General features: G+C 64.7%; 18 protein-coding genes. 7 read left to right on the top strand and 11 right to left on the bottom strand.

Annotated features, from left to right (window positions below; genetic code table 11):
• Positions 1 to 10: 10 nt before the first annotated feature.
• Positions 11 to 145, bottom strand: coding sequence for a 50S ribosomal protein L34 (gene rpmH / locus ACSFBL_RS18140; protein WP_007834827.1), 135 nt, complete (start codon positions 143 to 145; stop codon positions 11 to 13).
• A gap of 312 nt (positions 146 to 457) precedes the next feature.
• Between rpmH and dnaA the strand changes: the two genes are divergently transcribed.
• From dnaA to gyrB, 3 genes are all read left to right on the top strand, one after another.
• Positions 458 to 1837: a chromosomal replication initiator protein DnaA gene (gene dnaA / locus ACSFBL_RS18135; RefSeq protein ID WP_435517185.1), complete on the top strand. Its 1380-nt coding sequence runs from the start codon at positions 458 to 460 to the stop codon at positions 1835 to 1837.
• A gap of 269 nt (positions 1838 to 2106) precedes the next feature.
• Positions 2107 to 3213, top strand: a complete 1107-nt coding sequence (dnaN, locus tag ACSFBL_RS18130; RefSeq protein WP_435517184.1) for a DNA polymerase III subunit beta — start codon at positions 2107 to 2109, stop codon at positions 3211 to 3213.
• A gap of 135 nt (positions 3214 to 3348) precedes the next feature.
• Positions 3349 to 5970, top strand: coding sequence for a DNA topoisomerase (ATP-hydrolyzing) subunit B (gene gyrB / locus ACSFBL_RS18125; protein WP_435517183.1), 2622 nt, complete (start codon positions 3349 to 3351; stop codon positions 5968 to 5970).
• 46 nt (positions 5971 to 6016) lie between these two features.
• Here the strand turns inward: gyrB and ACSFBL_RS18120 are convergent, their stop codons facing one another.
• Positions 6017 to 7246, bottom strand: a complete 1230-nt coding sequence (locus ACSFBL_RS18120) for an MFS transporter (protein WP_435517182.1) — start codon at positions 7244 to 7246, stop codon at positions 6017 to 6019.
• 279 nt (positions 7247 to 7525) lie between these two features.
• Here ACSFBL_RS18120 and ACSFBL_RS18115 point away from each other — a divergent pair, with 279 nt between their 5' ends.
• The 3 genes from ACSFBL_RS18115 to ACSFBL_RS18105 all read left to right on the top strand — a co-directional run bounded on the left by ACSFBL_RS18115 (position 7526) and on the right by ACSFBL_RS18105 (position 9868).
• Positions 7526 to 8023, top strand: coding sequence for a hypothetical protein (locus ACSFBL_RS18115; protein WP_435517181.1), 498 nt, complete (start codon positions 7526 to 7528; stop codon positions 8021 to 8023).
• A gap of 101 nt (positions 8024 to 8124) precedes the next feature.
• Entirely contained in the window at positions 8125 to 8586 is a 462-nt protein-coding gene (locus ACSFBL_RS18110; protein WP_435517180.1) for a hypothetical protein, read from the top strand.
• A gap of 40 nt (positions 8587 to 8626) precedes the next feature.
• Positions 8627 to 9868: a metallophosphoesterase gene (locus ACSFBL_RS18105; RefSeq protein ID WP_435517179.1), complete on the top strand. Its 1242-nt coding sequence runs from the start codon at positions 8627 to 8629 to the stop codon at positions 9866 to 9868.
• Between the two features lie 3 nt (positions 9869 to 9871).
• Here ACSFBL_RS18105 and ACSFBL_RS18100 read toward each other — a convergent pair whose 3' ends face one another.
• The 3 genes from ACSFBL_RS18100 to ACSFBL_RS18090 all read right to left on the bottom strand — a co-directional run bounded on the left by ACSFBL_RS18100 (position 9872) and on the right by ACSFBL_RS18090 (position 11237).
• On the bottom strand, positions 9872 to 10294 hold the full coding sequence (locus ACSFBL_RS18100; protein WP_435517178.1) for a PaaI family thioesterase: 423 nt from the start codon (positions 10292 to 10294) through the stop codon (positions 9872 to 9874).
• Positions 10291 to 10707: a MerR family DNA-binding transcriptional regulator gene (locus ACSFBL_RS18095; RefSeq protein ID WP_435517177.1), complete on the bottom strand. Its 417-nt coding sequence runs from the start codon at positions 10705 to 10707 to the stop codon at positions 10291 to 10293. Before ACSFBL_RS18095 ends, ACSFBL_RS18100 begins: the two co-directional genes overlap by 4 nt.
• Before the next feature lie 74 nt (positions 10708 to 10781).
• Complete coding sequence (locus ACSFBL_RS18090) at positions 10782 to 11237, bottom strand: polyhydroxyalkanoate granule-associated phasin (RefSeq protein WP_435517176.1); 456 nt, start codon at positions 11235 to 11237, stop codon at positions 10782 to 10784.
• Between the two features lie 215 nt (positions 11238 to 11452).
• On the opposite strand from ACSFBL_RS18090, the gene ACSFBL_RS18085 reads away from it, so the two are divergent.
• On the top strand, positions 11453 to 12025 hold the full coding sequence (locus ACSFBL_RS18085; protein WP_435517175.1) for an acyloxyacyl hydrolase: 573 nt from the start codon (positions 11453 to 11455) through the stop codon (positions 12023 to 12025).
• 6 nt (positions 12026 to 12031) lie between these two features.
• Here the strand turns inward: ACSFBL_RS18085 and ACSFBL_RS18080 are convergent, their stop codons facing one another.
• The 6 genes from ACSFBL_RS18080 to ACSFBL_RS18055 all read right to left on the bottom strand — a co-directional run bounded on the left by ACSFBL_RS18080 (position 12032) and on the right by ACSFBL_RS18055 (position 17930).
• Positions 12032 to 12844, bottom strand: a complete 813-nt coding sequence (locus ACSFBL_RS18080) for a DUF4130 domain-containing protein (protein WP_435517174.1) — start codon at positions 12842 to 12844, stop codon at positions 12032 to 12034.
• Between the two features lie 9 nt (positions 12845 to 12853).
• Complete coding sequence (locus ACSFBL_RS18075; RefSeq protein ID WP_435517173.1) at positions 12854 to 13831, bottom strand: lysylphosphatidylglycerol synthase domain-containing protein; 978 nt, start codon at positions 13829 to 13831, stop codon at positions 12854 to 12856.
• 23 nt (positions 13832 to 13854) lie between these two features.
• Complete coding sequence (gene clsB / locus ACSFBL_RS18070; RefSeq protein ID WP_435517172.1) at positions 13855 to 15105, bottom strand: cardiolipin synthase ClsB; 1251 nt, start codon at positions 15103 to 15105, stop codon at positions 13855 to 13857.
• Positions 15102 to 15830, bottom strand: coding sequence for an endonuclease/exonuclease/phosphatase family protein (locus tag ACSFBL_RS18065; RefSeq protein WP_435517378.1), 729 nt, complete (start codon positions 15828 to 15830; stop codon positions 15102 to 15104). The genes clsB and ACSFBL_RS18065 overlap by 4 nt, the downstream gene beginning before the upstream one ends.
• 529 nt (positions 15831 to 16359) lie before the next feature.
• Positions 16360 to 16881 (bottom strand): Spy/CpxP family protein refolding chaperone, encoded by a 522-nt coding sequence (locus ACSFBL_RS18060; RefSeq protein ID WP_435517171.1) that lies wholly within the window; start codon positions 16879 to 16881, stop codon positions 16360 to 16362.
• 143 nt (positions 16882 to 17024) lie between these two features.
• Positions 17025 to 17930 carry a pirin family protein gene (locus ACSFBL_RS18055; protein ID WP_435517170.1) on the bottom strand — a complete coding sequence of 302 codons (906 nt, stop codon included), beginning with the start codon at positions 17928 to 17930 and terminating at the stop codon, positions 17025 to 17027.
• Positions 17931 to 17969: the final 39 nt, after the last annotated feature.

The following is a 17969-nucleotide window of genomic DNA, read 5'->3' as shown; positions in this document are numbered from 1 at the left end:
GGCGTGCCGGTTAGACGGCGAGACGCTTGCGGCCCTTGGCGCGGCGAGCGTTGATGACGGCACGGCCGCCACGGGTCTTCATGCGGACCAGAAAGCCGTGGGTACGGGCGCGGCGGACTTTGGATGCTTGGTAAGTGCGTTTCATGATGATTTTCCTGATTCACCGGCTGGCCGGCGTTTGAGCCTCTCGGCCCGGAAGGCCATTGGCGACCTTGGTTTTCCCGGGAGATCCGAGAGATACCCCGAAACACACAAAGAGGTTTTCAGGGAAACCCGCGATTATCGCAAACATTCTTGCAGGCGACAATCCCGGCAGGCCCCCACACCTATTGACGGCCCGTTGACATGGTGTGGATAAGTTTTTGACAAGTTAGAATCGACGACGCATCGCGGGTGCGACTATCCACAACACAAACACGAGAGATGGCTGAGGGACAAACCACTTTTCAGAGCACCCATGCCGGGTGACGGCGTCGGTGACAGCCTTTGGCAGGCCTGCGTCGATCAACTCGCGCAGGAGTTGTCCGAACAGCAGTTCAACACATGGATCAAGCCGCTGACCGCGAAGGTCGCGGATGATCTTTCGCGGGTCACGGTCTTCGTTGCTAACCGCTTCAAACTGGACTGGATCCGGGCCCAGTACGCCGGCAAGATCGCCGCCATGGCGGAAAAGCTCTATGGTCAGCCAGTGCTAATAGAGTTAGCGCTCGCTCCTCGGGAAATCGCTACGCGGCCTGTCTCCCTGGCCGTCGTGTCCGAAACCGATGTGCCGCGCGAGATGGCCAGTCCAGGCGAGGACCTCTCCGCTTCGGCGTTCAAGAATCGCCTGAACGCGGGCCTTACTTTCGACACCCTCGTCGAGGGTACGGCCAACCGCATGGCGCGCGCCGCCGCCATGCACGTGGCAGGCATGCCGGGGCATCTCTACAACCCGCTGTTCATCTATGGCGGCGTCGGTCTGGGGAAGACTCACCTGATGCATGCAGTGGGCAACCGGCTGCTCGCGGACCGCCCCGATTCCAAAGTTCTCTACATCCACGCGGAGCAATTTGTATCCGATGTGGTCAAAGCCTATCAGCGCAAGACTTTCGACGAGTTCAAGGAGCGCTATCACTCGCTCGATCTGCTGCTGATCGACGACGTCCAGTTCTTCGCCAACAAGGACCGAACCCAGGAAGAGTTCTTCAACGCCTTTGAAGCCCTGCTCGCCAAGAAGTCGCACATCGTGATGACGAGCGACACCTATCCGAAGGGTCTGGCGGACATCCACGAGCGACTCGTGTCGCGCTTCGATTCCGGCCTGACGGTCGCGATCGAGCCGCCCGAGCTCGAAATGCGCGTGGCGATCCTGATCAACAAGGCGCGGGCCGAGAGCGCCGAGATGCCCGAGGAAGTCGCCTTCTTTGTCGCGAAGAACGTCCGATCGAACGTGCGCGAACTCGAAGGCGCGCTGCGAAAGATCCTGGCGTATTCGCGCTTCAACCAGAAGGAAATCTCGATCGCGCTCGCGCGCGAGGCACTGCGCGACCTGCTGTCGATCCAGAACCGGCAGATCTCGGTCGAGAACATCCAGAAGACGGTGGCCGACTATTACAAGATCAAGGTCGCCGACATGTATTCGAAGAAGCGCCCGGCATCGATCGCCCGGCCGCGACAGATCGCCATGTACCTGGCCAAGGAACTGACCCAGAAGAGCCTGCCGGAAATCGGCGAGTTATTCGGCGGCCGCGATCACACCACCGTCCTGCATGCCGTCCGCAAGATTTCAGGCGAGCGCCAGCAGCTCACCGAGCTCAACCAGCAACTGCACGTTCTGGAGCAAACCCTCAAGGGCTGACGAATGAAGGCGCTACGCAGATTCGTCGAAGGCTGTCAAAGGACAACTCTGTGACCAGTTGCTGCACAAGGCGGCGCTTGTCCACAGGCCAGGCGTCCGACGCGAAGTTGTTCGCCCTGTCGCGACAGCGCCGAAGCGCGGCTGCGCACAGCCGTCCGGGCGCTGCAAGTGCTTGTCAGGAAAGCGGAAAATCGACCTGTCCACAGGGCGGTGCGTCCCTTATCTACTACTACTAATTTGAATTAAAGAAATAAAGGAAGAGGTAAGACATGATCGTTTTGAAGGCAACACAAGACAAAGTCCTCGCGGCGCTGCAGTCGGTGGCTGGGATCGTGGAACGGCGCCACACGCTGCCGATCCTGGCCAACGTGCTCATCCGCAAGACCGGTGGCCAGCTGCAGCTCACCACCAGCGACCTTGAAATCCAGATCAGGACGCATGCCGAGCTCGGCGGCGACGAGGGCAACTTCACGACGACCATCGGCGCACGCAAGCTGATCGACATCCTGCGGACGATGCCGTCCGACCAGACGGTGAGCCTTGAATCGAGCGCGAGCAAGCTGGTGCTGAAAGGCGGAAAGAGCCGCTTCACGCTGCAGTCCCTGCCGGCCGAGGACTTTCCCCTCGTTCAGGAGTCCGCGAATTTCGGCCCTGTGTTCAGCGTGCCGCAGAAGACCCTCAAGGACCTGCTGAGCCAGGTGTCCTTCGCCATGGCGGTACACGACATCCGCTACTACCTCAACGGCATCCTGTTCGTCGCCGAGGGCAAGCAGCTCAGCCTGGTCGCGACGGATGGCCACCGCCTGGCCTATGCATCCGCCACGCTCGACGTCGAGGTGCCGCGCCAGGAGGTCATCCTGCCGCGCAAGACCGTGCTCGAAATGCAGCGCCTGCTGTCCGATGCCGAAGGCGCCATCGAGATGCAGTTCGCGAACAACCAGGCGAAGTTCAGCTTCGGCGGCATGGAGTTCGTCACCAAGCTGGTCGAAGGCAAGTTCCCCGACTACAACCGCGTGATCCCGAAGAATCACAAGAACACGGTGACGCTGGGTCGCGCGCCGCTGCTGGCCAGCCTGCAGCGCACGGCGATCCTGACCAGCGAGAAGTTCAAGGGCGTGCGGCTCAACATCGAGCCGGGGACCTTGCGCATCGCGTCCAACAACGCCGAGCAGGAAGAAGCGCAGGATGAACTCGACATCGACTACGGCGGCGATGCCATCGAGATCGGTTTCAACGTGACCTACCTGATCGACGCGCTCGCCAACATGAGCCAGGACATGGTGAAGCTGGACCTCGCCGATTCCAACAGCTCGGTGCTGATGACGATTCCCGAGAACGCGTCATTCAAGTACGTGGTCATGCCGATGCGCATTTAGCACACCCCCAGGCTTGCCCACTTCGTGTGGCCGCCTACCCCCTTGCAGGGGGCAATACCTGCGGACCGGCGGAGCCGGATCCGCGGTATTCCTGAAATGAGGTAGTTCGTGAGCTACCGAGAGAGAAAGATTCTGATGAGCGAAGACAACAAGCCGGACGTGCCACACACCGAGCCGGTCTACACACCCGAAATCGACAACGCGATTCCGATCGAGGTGACACCGGCTGGCGATACATCGTACGGTGAAGGCTCCATCACGATCCTCGAAGGGCTGGAAGCGGTTCGTAAGCGGCCGGGGATGTACATCGGCGACACGTCCGACGGCACGGGCCTGCACCACCTGGTGTTCGAGGTGGTCGACAACTCGATCGACGAAGCACTGGCCGGCTACTGCGACGACATCGTCGTGACGATCCACACCGACAACTCGATCTCCGTCACCGACAACGGCCGCGGCATTCCGACCGGCGTCAAGATGGACGACAAGCACGAGCCCAAGCGCTCGGCGGCCGAAATTGCGCTCACCGAACTGCACGCGGGCGGCAAGTTCAACCAGAACAGCTACAAGGTTTCAGGCGGCCTGCATGGGGTGGGCGTGAGCTGCGTGAACGCGCTCAGCAAGATGCTTCGACTCACGGTTCGCCGCGAGGGCAAGGTGCACACGCTGGAGTTCAGCAAGGGCTTCGTGCAGAACCGCATCGTCGACGTCGTCAACGGCATCGAGGTGTCGCCGATGAAGGTGACGGGCGAGACCGAGAAGCGCGGCACCGAAGTGCACTTCCTGCCCGACACGGAAATCTTCAAGGAAAACGCGGATTTCCATTACGAGATCCTGAGCAAGCGCCTGCGCGAACTCAGCTTCCTGAACAACGGCGTGCGCATCCGGCTGCTCGACGAGCGGACCGGCAAGGAGGACGACTTCTCCGGCGCCGGCGGCGTGAAGGGCTTCGTCGAGTTCATCAACAAGGGCAAGACGGTCCTGCATCCGAACGTTTTCTACGCGGCGGGCGAGAAGCCGGCCGATACCTACGGCGGCATTCCCGGCACGCACATCGGCGTCGAAGTCGCGATGCAGTGGAACAGCGGCTACAACGAGCAAGTGCTGTGCTTCACCAACAACATCCCGCAGCGTGACGGCGGGACCCACCTGACCGGCCTGCGCGCGGCAATGACACGGGTCATCAACAAGTACATCGAAGAGAACGAGCTCGCCAAGAAGGCCAAGGTCGAAGTCACCGGCGACGACATGCGCGAAGGCCTGTGCTGCGTGCTGAGCGTGAAGGTGCCCGAGCCGAAGTTCTCGAGTCAGACCAAGGACAAGCTGGTGTCGAGTGAAGTTCGCGCGCCGGTCGAGGACATCGTCGGCCGGCTGCTGGGCGACTACCTGCAGGAACGGCCGAACGACGCCAAGATCATCTGCGGCAAGATCGTCGAAGCGGCCCGTGCGCGCGAAGCCGCACGCAAGGCGCGCGAAATGACGCGCCGCAAGGGTGTGCTCGACGGCATGGGCCTGCCCGGCAAGCTGGCCGACTGCCAGGAAAAGGATCCGGCGCTGTGCGAGGTTTACCTGGTGGAGGGCGACTCCGCAGGCGGTTCCGCGAAACAGGGCCGTGACCGGAAGTTCCAGGCCATCCTGCCGCTGCGCGGCAAGATCCTGAACGTCGAGAAGGCACGCTACGAGAAGCTGCTGACCAGCAACGAAATCCTGACCATGATCACTGCGCTGGGCACCGGCATCGGTCGGGCCGGGGCGACGACCTCGGGCGGCGGCGCCGACGACTTCAACGTCGCGAAGCTGCGCTACCACCGCATCATCATCATGACCGACGCCGACGTGGACGGTGCGCACATCCGCACGCTGCTGCTGACCTTCTTCTACCGGCAGATGCCGGAACTGGTCGAGCGCGGCCACATCTACATCGCGCAGCCGCCGCTCTACAAGGTCAAGGTCGGCAAGGAAGAGCAGTACCTGAAGGATGGTCCCGCGCTCGATGCATTCCTGCTGAAGGTCGCGTTGAAGGATGCCAGCGTCTCGACCGGCGGCGACAACCCCGCCACGCTGAGCGGCGACACGCTGGCCGAACTGGCGCGCAAGCACCAATTGGCTGAAGCCGTGATCGCGCGCCTGGGCGTGTTCCTCGACGCGGCGGCCTTGCGCGCGATCGCCGATGGCGTTTCGCTCGACCTCGACACCACGGCGAGCGCAGAAGCCTCGGCCGTTGCGCTGCAGAACAAGCTGCGCGAGCTCAACACCACCGGCGCACCGGCAGACGTTGCGAGCGAGTTCGACGCCCGCACCGACAAGCCACTGCTGCGAGTCAGCCGCCGCCATCACGGCAATATCAAGAGCAGTGTGCTCACGCAGGACTTCGTCCACGGCGCGGACTACGCTGCCCTTGCCGAAGCTGCCAAGACCTTCCGGGACCTGCTGGGCGAGGGCGCGGTGGTCAAGCGCGGCGAAGGCGAGAGGGCCAAGGAAGAAAAGGTCGGCGACTTCCGCGAGGCCATGCGCTGGCTCATCGGCCAGGCCGAGAACGCGACCTCACGCCAACGCTACAAGGGCCTTGGCGAAATGAATCCCGAGCAGTTGTGGGAGACGACCATGGATCCGGCCGTGCGGCGCTTGCTGCGCGTCCAGATCGATGACGCGATCGAAGCCGATCGGGTGTTCACCATGCTGATGGGCGATGAGGTCGAACCGCGCCGCGAATTCATCGAGCAGAACGCGCTGCGGGCCGCGAACATCGACGTTTGAGGCGGGTGTAGGCGGCGAGAGGCTCGCTGGGTTCTCCCCCGAGCCCTCACCGCCCGGACGCGGCCAGCGACACCCCACGAGGCGCGCGACCCAGCGCACCGACGATGGCCGCTGCAACGAGCACGAGACCTCCGCTCAGCACCATGGTGTTCGAGACGCCGTACGCATCGACCGTCACGCCGCCGAGCAGGGCGCCCGACGCGATGGCGACCTGGAATCCGCTCACGAGCAGCGCCTGCCCGGCCTCGGGCGCGTCGGGCACTGCTTCCAGCATCCAGGCGGTGAGCGCAACCGGAATCAGGCCGAAGGCCACACCCCAGAGGATGACGATCGCACCGCCGGCCACGAAGCCGGTGCCGACCATCGTCGACAGCAACAGCGCCGCCGCAAGCAGCAAGGCCGCCAGCAGCGTAGCCGCGCGCACGCTACGCGCCACCAGATTTCCACCGATGAAGGTCCCTACGAACCCGGCCGCGCCGTAGATCAGCAACAGTGCTGTCACGGCGCCCGGCCCCAGTCCGAACACTTGCTGCAGCAGCGGCTTGAGATAGGTGTACGCGCCGAAGTGGCCGGCGATGAGGAAGAGCACGGCCAGCAGCCCGACCTGCGCCATGCGGCGTGTCAGCGGCGTGAGCAGGTCGCGTGGCTGGATGGCGCGCGCGGGCGGCATGGCCAGCAGCAGCCACATCTGAACCAGCAGGACACCCGCTGCCAGCAAGCCGGTCACGCCGAAAGCAGCGCGCCAGCCGGCGAGGGTGCCCACCAGCGCACTGGCCGGTACGCCGAGCACCGTGGCGACCGAGATGCCTGCCAGCACCAGCGACATGGCGCGCCCCTGCGATGCCGAGCGCACCAGTTGAGTGGCAGCGCTCGGCGCAAAGGTCCAGAAACCGCCGACACAGAGCCCGAGGAGAAGACGGGCGACCAGCATGGTGGCGAAGTTCGGCGCGAACGCCGCAAGCACGTTCGACGCCACCAGCAGTGCCGTGAGCGCGACCATCACCGTGCGCCGATCGAGCCGTCCGGATGCCACGATCAGCGCCGGCCCCGCGAAGGCAGCCAGCACACCCGGCATCGTGACCATGAGGCCGGCCGTACCGTCCGAGACCTGGAGGCCGTTGCCGATATCGGTCAGAAGCCCTATCGGCAGGAATTCCGTCGTGACCATGGCGAAGGTGCCGACGGCGATGGAGCCCACCGCGAGCCAGGCGGATCGCCTGCTTTCGGTGATTTCAGGGGGCAGCGCATCGGCGCAGGTCGTGCAGGGAGCATTCATCGGAGGGTCCTGAAAAGGCCGCCGGCGAAGCTTCACCGGTGGCTGTTGCGGAGGCACCAAGTTTGGAGGCGCTCCGCCCGCCGTGAAGTGGCCCGCCGGAACATCTCAATTTCCGGAATGCCAACAGTCGGAAAACGACGTTGCTTATACGAATTCGGCACTGCCTGTCAGTCGGCGCGCTTCGAGAATTGGCGTAAACGCTATTCCTAGCCCGAGTCTTGCTAAGGAAAATCACCGGTGGCCAGACGCCACTTTCGAGCAAGCAAGGACAGCACAGCAATGAATCCGATCCGGTTTTGGCGGCCCGCGGCGGCCCTGGCAATCTTCGGCGCACTCCTTCCGTCCCACGCGATGACGAATCCGCCCATCCGGGTGGCACAGGGCATCGAATACATGTGCGGCGGGAAGAGCAGCGAAGAAGCCGAATTCATGCAGACCGTGTCGCCGCGCTGGGCCGCGACACTCGAATTCGGCATCAGCCGTGCCAAGCCGGGCATCACCTTTCCTTCCGAGGTAAAGGTCATGGTGCGCGAGCGCTACTCGAACAGGCCGGTCATGGAAACCTCCACCGGCGCCCCCTTCATGCTTGCCCGGCTCGATCCGGGTGCCTATGAGGTCGAGGCGACGATGGGCGGGGTGACGCTCCGGCAACCGCTGGTCGTCTTCAATGGCATGGCGTCCAAGGCCGTGTTCATGTGGCCGTCGAATGTCGATTTCGCTGCGGCCATGGGCCTTTCGCGGCCCGAGCATCAGGCGTCCGTCACCACCGGCGAGTGATGAGCGGGGCCATTTCGCGCCCGAGATCAGGTTCTCCTAAGTCTTGCTGCGGATAGTGGTTGCGTGAAATTATTCACGCCCAATGAGCAAAGGACACAGCGATGAGAACTCAGAGGATCTGGCAGCCCGCGGCTGCCATCGTCATCGGCAGTGCGTCACTTCTCGGTGCATTGGCGGCGCATGCCGTCTACAACCCGCCCATTCACATGTCGAACGGCATCGAATACATGAGCGGCGGCGTGAGCACCGAGGAGGCCGAACTGATGGAGAACGTCGCGCCCCGCTGGCCGGCAACCTTCGAGTTCGCCGTCAAGAACGGCAAGCGATCGGAGTTCGCTGCCGAGGTCGTGGTGACGGTGCGCTCTTCCTCCGGGCAGGTGGTCTTGAGCCAGGTGGTGGCCGACGGCCCTTTCATGGTGGCCCGGCTCGAACCTGGCCGCTATGAGGTCGAAGCCACCCTGGCCGGCCAGACGCTGAAACAGGAGGTGGAGATCTCGGCGGGCAGTGCCACCCGCACGCTTTTCGTGTGGCCGGCCGGGACGAACATCAGCGCGCATTCCTGAGGGCCGAAAATAGCCGCCATCAGGGTGGCATGCACCTTGAATGTCGAGCCTGTCGCTCGCACATGGTGTGTCCGGGCCTGCGCCCGTCTTCAAGGCCCCGATGCCGCTTCGCCCCCTGATCGCCCTGACCACGCTGTTGCACGTCTACATCGGCCTGCGGCTGCTGCCTTCGCTGACCGGCGCCGCAGCCGGCTCTTGGGTCCTGCTCCTCGCGCTGTCGGTTTCCGCCGCGACGATGCCGTTGCCGTTCGTCGGCATGCGGTCCGAACGGCGGCAACTGGCCGACGGATGGAAATGGATCGGCCTCCTGAGCATGGGCTGGTTCTCCTCCATGTTCGTCCTGACCCTGGTGCGCGATGCCGGCCTGCTCCTGGCCTGGCTGGCGACGTTCCCGCTTGGCGTGACACCCGACTGGCCCCGGTGGCAGATGGCCAGCGCAGCGGCGGTGCCGTTGCTGGCCACCGCGATCACGCTGGTCGGATTCCTCAATGCGCGCCGGACGGCCGGCGTGGTCCGTGTCGACGTGCCGATTCGCGACCTGCCTTCGGCGCTGGACGGCTTCACGATCGCGCAGCTGAGCGACATCCACGTGGGCCCGACCATCAAGCGCGGCTACATCCAGCGCATCGTCGACGCGGTCAACGGACTGGGTGCCGACATGGTCGCGATCACCGGCGACCTGGTCGACGGCACGGTGCAGGAGCTTCGGGAGCACATTGCACCGCTCGAGGGCTTGCGCGCCAGGCACGGCACCTTCGTGGTGACCGGCAACCACGAGTACTACGCCGGTGCGCACGCCTGGATCGACGAATTGCGGCGCCTCGGCCTGCGCGTGCTGCTCAACGAGCACGTGGTGCTCCAGACGCGCAACGTGAAGGGCGCACAGACCGACGAGGAGATCATGGAAAGCGCCCTCGTGGTTGCCGGCGTGACCGACTACACAGCGGTGCATTTCGATGCGGCGCACGCAAGCGATCCGCACCTCGCAGTGCACGACGCGCCGCCGCTGGTGCACACGCGGGTGTTGCTGGCCCACCAGCCGCGGACTGCGTCCGTCGCTGCCGATGCGGGCTACCACCTGCAGCTCTCCGGCCACACCCACGGTGGCCAGTTCTTTCCGTGGAACCTGTTCGTGCCGCTCCAGCAGCCCTTCACGGCGGGGCTGCACAAGTTGCGCGAGATGTGGGTCTACACGAGCCGGGGCACCGGCTACTGGGGCCCGCCGAAGCGCTTCGGTGCGCCGTCGGAGATCACCTTGCTGCGCCTGGTGCCGGCGGCCTGAACCTCACGCCGGCTTGATATTGCGTGCGGTGCCGAGGAGCGTGGCGCACAGCGTCTCCGTGCCTTCGGCATCGACGGCAAAGACGTCGGCTGCACACACGGTCAGCAGCTTGCCCGCACTCACCACGCGTCCGCGCGCCCGGACGACGCGGCCCACCGCGGGCGCCACCAGTTTCAGCGAGGTATCGACCGTCGCATTGCGCCATCCCTCTGGCAGCACGCTGCCGGCGGCGGCAACCGCAGCGAAATCCGCGACCGCGAAGACCGGCGTGGCCTGCAGCTGGCCGGGCCTGAACGTGAAGGCTTCGGCGACCGGCATCTCGATCTCGACCTGGCCCGGCGCCAGTTGCGTGAAGCGCAACCCGAGCGTGCGAGCCATCGGCATCGCGAGCACGGCCTGTTCGACGTGTTGAAGCTGAGTACTCATCGCTTTTCCTTTCGTGCGAGGGGTGTGGGCCAGGGCTTGGGCTTCTTTGCGCCCGCGCGCTGCTTGCGCTCCTGGGCGCGCAGCCACGACGCGTGCTCGAGCACCTGCGTGCGCAGGGCCTGAAGCTCGGTGATCTGCCGATCCAGCGCCTCCGCCCGCGCCTGGAGCGCATCCGTCATCGTCGCGATGCTGAGGCGGCCGGCACGGTAGGCCGGGAGCAGTTCGCCGATCGCGTGAAGCGAGAAGCCGATGCGGCGCGACATCGCGATGAATACCACTTCACTCCGCATCGATTCGGGGTAGTCGCGATAGCCCGATGCCGTGCGCGCCGGCTGCAGCAGCCCGAGCCGTTCGTAGTGGCGCAGTGCATGCACCGTCACGCCGGCGCGTTGGGCGAGTTCGGAGATCCGCATGCGCCAAGGCTAGCAAGCCTCGCGTTGCGCAAAGCTTGTGGCTCGGCGATTTTTTCCCGGGTGGGGCCGGCGGCTCAGGCTTGCGTCAGGGCGAGCCGGCGCGCGTTCGACGTTGCCTTGGCGTGAATCGGCTTGAGCCCTCTCTGCACGATGCGCGCGCTGGCGCTGCTCAATTGGCTCACAGCAGCGGCCGAGCGCGTGGCAGCGGTCCCGACTTCTTCGGCATAAGTCAGGGCCTGGACGGGCGTGGTGCTCGTGGCAAGCGAGAAGAGGGCGACGCCGCTGCCAAGCCAATGCTTCATCGCGCGGTTGATGAGCGCGAACTGCGTGGTGTGTAGCTGATTTGCCATAGCGGCACCGGCTTCGCTCGCGGCGGCGAGTTTCTCGTGACCCATCAGCTGAAATTCGGCAATATCGGCATCACTGGGAGACAGTCCCGCCTTGGCGATGCGCTCGGTGCGCATCTGGATCACGGAGCCGGACGACAGGAGCATTTCGTTGGTCTTGACGGCAACGTCGACCCACAGCATGAGCGGGTTGAAGAAGCGGGGCGATGAAAGGCTGGGCGTCATGGTCGGTTCTGCAGAGGGAGTTGACGAACTATAGGCCTCCGGCGCGGTCTTTGCTGCGCTGCAACATTCTTTGGGGACGCAGTCCTACTTTGCGGTGCGGCAAACAAACACTTTGCCCATTTTCGAGATCTGAGATGCTTGTTACATATAACCATAGGAAGTCATCAAGTCGAATGTCCAAATCAGCGATCTGCTTCAAAACGGCCCTGTCCGCTGGGCTCCTGCTGCTTTCCCTGGGCGCTGCTGCGCACCCTCAGGATCAGGCGCCCGGTGTCTATCTCCAGGCGGGCCAGGCGCCTCACAGCGAGGGCGACACCAACTCGGTCACCGTGGGTTATGTCATGCCGTGGCGGTACAAGGAATCCCCGGCGCTCGGTGGTCCGTTGTCCTTCTATTGGGACTTCTTTGCCAGCGCATGGCGGGCACCGCAGACCGGCGGCGAACAACAAAACTATGCGCAGATCGGCGCGATTGCCAACTGGCGGTGGCGTTTCAATCAGGGTGAGTCGCCCTGGTTCGCCGAAGCGGGCATCGGTGCCACGGTGATGGACAGTCTCTACCGCACCACCAGCCGCGAGTTCAGCACGGCCTTCCAGTTCACCGAACAGATCGGCTTCGGGCGCAACTTCGGCGAGCGCGGGGAGCATGAGGTGTCCGTGCGCCTGCAGCACTTCTCGAACGGCAGCATCAAGGAGCCGAATCCCGGCGAAAACTTCTGGCGGGTGCGCTACCTTTATCGCTTCTAAGGCGGATCACACGCTCTGGGCGTCGGAGCCCTGGGTCAGTGGTTTCGGCGCAGCCTGCAACTGGGCGGGGCTGAACACCTGGCGGTAGCGCGCGAGCCAGGCATCCGGGGCCGCCTCTTCCGATGGCATCGTTGCGGCGCTCAGACCCAATCCGAACTCCAGCGCTTCGGCGTTTCGGCGAACACTGCATTCCGGTGTCAGGATCGCCCAGCGCGCTTTCACGAGTCGACGGGCAAAGAACGGTGCGACCGCTTCGACGATGTGATGGTCGGGCTCGAACCACCCGATATGCAGGGGTTCGGCGCCGCCGTCCTCGTCGATCACCTTGAAGTGGATCAGCGACTTCATCTTCTGCATGTCGCGCCGAACCGCCTGGGCCATGTGAAGGGCCCGCATTCGATCGGGATCGAGCGGATTGCGGCGCAGGTCGGGCTCATGCACCAGGCGCCACAGCAACCTGTAGAGCAACACGAAGCGCGAGGGATCGTTGTGCAGGATCACCGTCTCGCACAGTGACAGGAAGGAGCGCGGAAGGAAGAGGTTGGACGCCGCAGGTGCTGCGCGCGCGGTCGAAGCGACGGTCCTCTCGCGCTTCGCCGCCTCGACCGCGGCGTCGATTCGCGCATGCCAGTGCGTGTCCTCCGGTGGCACCAGACCCGCCAGCAGTGCCCGCGCTTCGCGGCGAAAGCCAGGTAGATCGATCTCGCCCGCGAGAGTGACGGTGTGGTGCGACATGGGCGCTAACTTAGGCCGCAGCCCGCGTGCAGCCTGTAGGCGTTCAGGCGAAAAAGGACGAGGCCTGCGCTGGCGCAGCACCATCCGGAGGCATCACGCCTGGGGCGCTGGATGGGATCGCCGCAGCCGCCTCGCACGCAGTTCGGTGACCACGTAGAAGAGACTTGCGACGATGAGGGGCAGCAGGTAATAGATGGCGCGGTACGCCAGCAGCGCGCCCAGGAGCTTCCCTTGTGGAACGACATGCCCGAGCAGCGCGATGAACACGGCCTCGAGCACGCCGAGCCCACCCGGCACATGGGTGATGACGCCGGCCACGGCCGCGACGAGGAATACCGCGAGCACCGTCGGATAAGCCACCTGTTGCTGTAGCAGGAACCAGATCACCCCGCCGATCAGGACCCAGTTGCCGCACGACATGGCGAGCTGGAGCAGTGCGATGCGCAGCGGCGGCGTGTCCAGGTCATGGTCGCGGATGTGCCACGTGTGCTCCCGCGCGATGGTGCACAGGGCAAGGTAGGCGACCCCCACGAGCAGCAGTGCGGCTCCGAGGATGCGCAAGCCTCCGCTGTCGACCTTCCAGTCGGGCGGCAGGGACATGGGCCAGAAGCAGAAGGCTGCGCCCGCGACCACGAAGTAGCCGAACCAGTTGGTCAGCATGCTGAATCCGAGCACGCGCGTGATGGTGTTGTTGTCGAGGCCGAGGCGCGAATACAGGCGGTACCGGAAGGCGACACCACCGACCAGCGAGCCGAGGTTGAGGTTGAAGGCGTAGCTGATGAAGGTGACGCCCATCACCGTGCCGGTGCCCAATCTGTGTCCGGTCATACGCCGGCCGAGCAGGTCGTAGGTGCTGTAGAGCACATGGCTGCACACGGCAAGGAGCAAGGCTGCCAGCAGCATGGGCGAGGGGATCGCCTTCACCGAATCGAGCACGTCGCTCCAGTCGATGGTGCGCGCCTGTCGCACGATCAGGTAGACGACGACCGCGAAGAAGACCCAGGCCGCGATGCGTTTCGCCCAGGGCCACCAACCGTGTGCCTGAAGTTCTTGCGCCCCGACGGCATCCACGGCAATCCCTTCCGTCGGTGAGGTCAGGCCACGTCCGTCTGCGTCGCCCCGCCGCCGCGCGCCTCGGGCGCTTCCAGCGGCTTCAGGCGCGGCGCATGGCGCGGCAACCAGCCTGCCCACGACGGATACCAGCGCAGCAGGTGAAAGATGAAGAAGCTGCGCACCAGGCGCCAGCCGCTCCATTCGGTCAGGTCGGACGTGTTCACCTGCTTGCAGCTGTGCTCGATCAGGCGCTCGAGCCGTTCCGAAAGAAGCTGATTGAAGGCCCGGTCGCGAATGATCACGTTGGATTCGAGATTCAACGACAGGCTCAAGGGGTCGAGGTTGCTCGATCCGACGGTGCTCCATTGATCGTCCACCAGCGCGACCTTCCCGTGGAGGGGCCGTTCACAGTACTCGTAAATGCGCACGCCGGCATGCAGCAGGTGGTGGTACAGCATGCTGGCCGCCACCTTGACGATCGGCATGTCCGGTTCGCCCTGGAGGATCAGCCGCACGTCGACACCGCGCCGGGCGGCCCGTCGCATCTCCTTGATCAGCCTGTAGCCTGGGAAGAAGTAGGCATTGGCGATCACGATGCGCTGCCGCGCGCTGCGGATGGCGGCGCGATAGTGCCGCTCGATGTCGTTGGTGTGCCGTCGGTTGTCGCGCGTCACGAACTGGGCTTCGGCTTCGCCCGCAGGGGCGTTGTGCTGGTGCGTGGCCTTCAGGCGCCGCCGGAACCAGCCCGCTCCCTTGCCGCCGACCGCGATCGCGTGCAGGACGAAGCGGTGGATTTCCGAAACGATCGGTCCGGCCAGCTCCACGGCATAGTCCTGCTTGGCCTTGGGACCGAAATCCAGCAGGTGATCGGCCGAGTAGTTGATGCCGCCCACGAAGGCGATCGAACCGTCGATCACGACGATCTTGCGGTGCATGCGGCGAAAGAGGTTGAGCCTCTTGCCGAAGAGGGGCTTGCCTGGATCGAAGACGCGCACGTTGACGCCGGCAGAGGTGAGCCCGGCTATGAACTCCGATGACAGGCCCGATGAGCCGAAGCCATCGATCATCAGGTCGACTTTCACGCCGCGCTGCGCAGCCGCCCGGAGGGCTCCGTGCAACTGGGTGCCGACGTTGTCCTCGAACAGGATGAAGGTCTCGACGACCACTTCGCGCCGAGCCTCGCCGATCGCCTCGAACACGCGCGGAAAGAATGCCTCGCCGTTCTCCAGCAGATCAATGCGATTGCCGCCGATCCAGCGCTGGTTGCTTGCAGTAGGTTCGGAGATGCTCACAGCTCGATCTCCGCGACCAATGGGGCATGGTCCGACAAATGCGACCAGGGTTTCCGCGGCAACACCACTGGCGCATGGACGCCCGCGTTGCGCACGTAGATGCGGTCGAGCGGCAGCAGGGGAAAGCGCGCCGGGAAGGTCTTGGCCGCGCTGCCGTTGGCATGCACGAAGACCTCCCGCAACGAGGCGCCCTGCGCCAGGATTTCATGCGCGCGGCCGCGCCAGTCGTTGAAGTCGCCCGCGACGATCAGCGGGGCGTCGGCAGGCACTTCGTCGCGAACGATGTGACAGAGCAATTCGAGCTGCTGCAGCCGGTGCGCTTCGGACAGACCCAGATGGGCGCAAATCACATGCACGTCGACCGGCCGCGCAGGCAGGCGCAGGACGCAGTGCAGCAGCCCGCGCTTCTCGGGGCCCGTGATCGACACATCATGATTGCGGTAGTGAATGATCGGGAACTTCGACAGGACTGCGTTGCCATGGTGGCCCTTGGGGTACACCGCGTTGCGGCCATAGGCGTATTGCGGCCACATGGTGTCCGCGAGGAACTCGTAGTGCGGTGCCTCGGGCCAGTTGTCGACCCTGCGCGAGTGGCGCGAATGGGTTCCGAGGACTTCCTGCAGGAACACGACGTCCGCCCCCACCGTCCGGACCGCTTCCCGCAACTCGGGCAAGATGAACTTGCGGTTCAGCGCCGTGAAGCCCTTGTGGGTGTTCACGGTCATGACCTTGAGCGAGGTCGTCGGAGCCGCCACGGCGGCGGAATGGGATGCAGGCTTCACAGGAGTGGTTGTAAGTCGAGGGGTTCGATGAGGGTGTAGGAACGCGCCACCTCCTTGTTCTGCCTTCGCGGCCCGGCGGCCGGTTCCTACAGGGAGGGCTGCCGCATCCCCCACATGGTGCCGCCGAACGCCCTCCTACGTTGGAATCCAGAGCTTGAAGGAAAGGCTCTCTCTCGATCGGAAACCACAAGAAGCCAACACCATGAAGCAAGGATATCTCGCAACCGCACTGCTCACCGGCCTAATGGGCATCTCGGGCGTGGCCCCACCGGTGAGAGATCGCGGCAGGAGGTGAGCCTGGCGGACCGCAAGGTCAAGCCGAGCTTCGGCGAGAAGGGCGAACGGCCGGAGGTTCCGACCAACCCGACTGACAAAGCGGGAACGCCGAAATAACCGGGTCCCGACCTTCAGAAAGAAAAGAAAAGGCCCGCGACGCTTCCACGTCGCGGGCCTTTCTGCTGTCCGGCAGAGATCAGCTCTTGGCGGATGCCGCATTCGGGTGGTGACGCGGGCCGCCATGGTCACCGAAGCGCGCCATCGACTCGGCGTCGAAGGTCTTCTGCTGTTCCGGCGTCAGCGCCGCATAGAAGCTTCGCGTGGCGTCGGCGCGCTTGGCGAACATCGCGCTGCGTTCGGCCTGTCGGGCCTGCATGCGGTCGAGGCGCTGCGGCGTGGTCAGCTTGGCGAACTCGGCACGGGCCTGGCCGGCAGGGCGTGCGGGCGGTTGTTGCGCAGAGGCAAAGCTGCTCCAGGCGCCTTCCTGCGCCGGCGTGAGCTTGAGTTTTTCCTTCAGGGCCGAGAGGCGTTCCGCCCGCTGCTTTTGCACGCGCTCGAAGCGCTGCGCGCGGTCTTCGCGGTTGTGGCGCTGCTCGGCCTGGGGTTGTGCCCCCGGTTGCTGCACGCCGGGCTGTGCCTGCGCGAATGCGCCGGCCGACGCGAAGGTGGCGGAGGCCAGGAGAGTGGCCAGGAGAAGGCTTTTGCGAGACGAGGTCATGAGTGCTTCCTTTCGAAGAAGCCCGCCGCCGATGGGCAGCAGGTGAAGGGAAGTTTGGCCGCGCGATGTATCGCAACCGTGAGGCGGGAGTTAGCGCGCGTAAAGAAAAATGTACGGCGCCACGGTCCTTCATGCGGGCCGGTTCAGGCCAGCTTGCCGTTCTGGAAGTCCTGCACCGCCTGCATCACCTGCTCGCGGGTGTTCATGACGAAAGGGCCGTACTGCGCGATGGGCTCGCGCAGCGGCTTGCCTGCGATCAGCAGCGCACGTGCCGGGCTGTGATTGGAGGCAGGCGCATGCAGCACGACGCCGTCGCTGCCCGGTTCGTTCGCGAGGATCGCCATGCGCTTGGTAGGAATCTCGCTGCTTCCGATGTAGAGCGATTCGCGAAACACGTAGAGCAGCGCGTTGTGCGTGTCCGGCAGTGGCTGCGCGAATTCGGCGCCGGGGGGCAGGGTGATGTCGAGGTAGAGCGGTTCGGTGTGCTCGCGCTGCACTGCGCCCGGGATGCCGTGGCTCTCGCCGGCGATCACGCGCACATGTACGCCGGTCAGCGTGGTGAACTCGGGGATCTCCTCGCTCTGGATGTCGCGATACCAGGGTTCGCGCATCTTTTCCTTGGCCGGCAGGTTGAGCCAGAGCTGGAAACCTTCCATCAGCCCTTCTTCCTGCTCGGGAAGTTCGCTGTGGACCAGCCCCCGCCCGGCCGTCATCCATTGCACGCCGCCGTTCGACAGCAGCCCTTCGTGGCCACCGCTGTCCCTGTGGCGCATGCGGCCGGAGATCATGTAGGTCACGGTTTCGAAGCCGCGGTGCGGATGACTCGGAAAGCCGCCGATGTAGTCGCCGGGGTTGTCGCTGCCGAAAGCGTCGAGCATGAGGTAGGGGTCGAGCCGCTGCTGCAGGGTCTGGTGCAGCACGCGGGTGAGCTTGACGCCGTCCCCGTCGCTGGTCGAGACGCCGGCGACGATCTGGTCGATGCCCCGGGGCTGGGCGAGCGCAACCGGATCGATGCCGTGCGCGTTGTGAGCGTGGCTGGAGGTGGTCATCCGGCGATGGTGGCACGGTCGCGACGACCGTGTTGTCGG

This window comes from Variovorax glacialis, assembly GCF_051216375.1.
GTDB lineage: Bacteria > Pseudomonadota > Gammaproteobacteria > Burkholderiales > Burkholderiaceae_C > Variovorax.
Note: the sequence above shows the minus strand (reverse complement) of the source record. Positions and strands in the feature narration are given on the sequence as shown.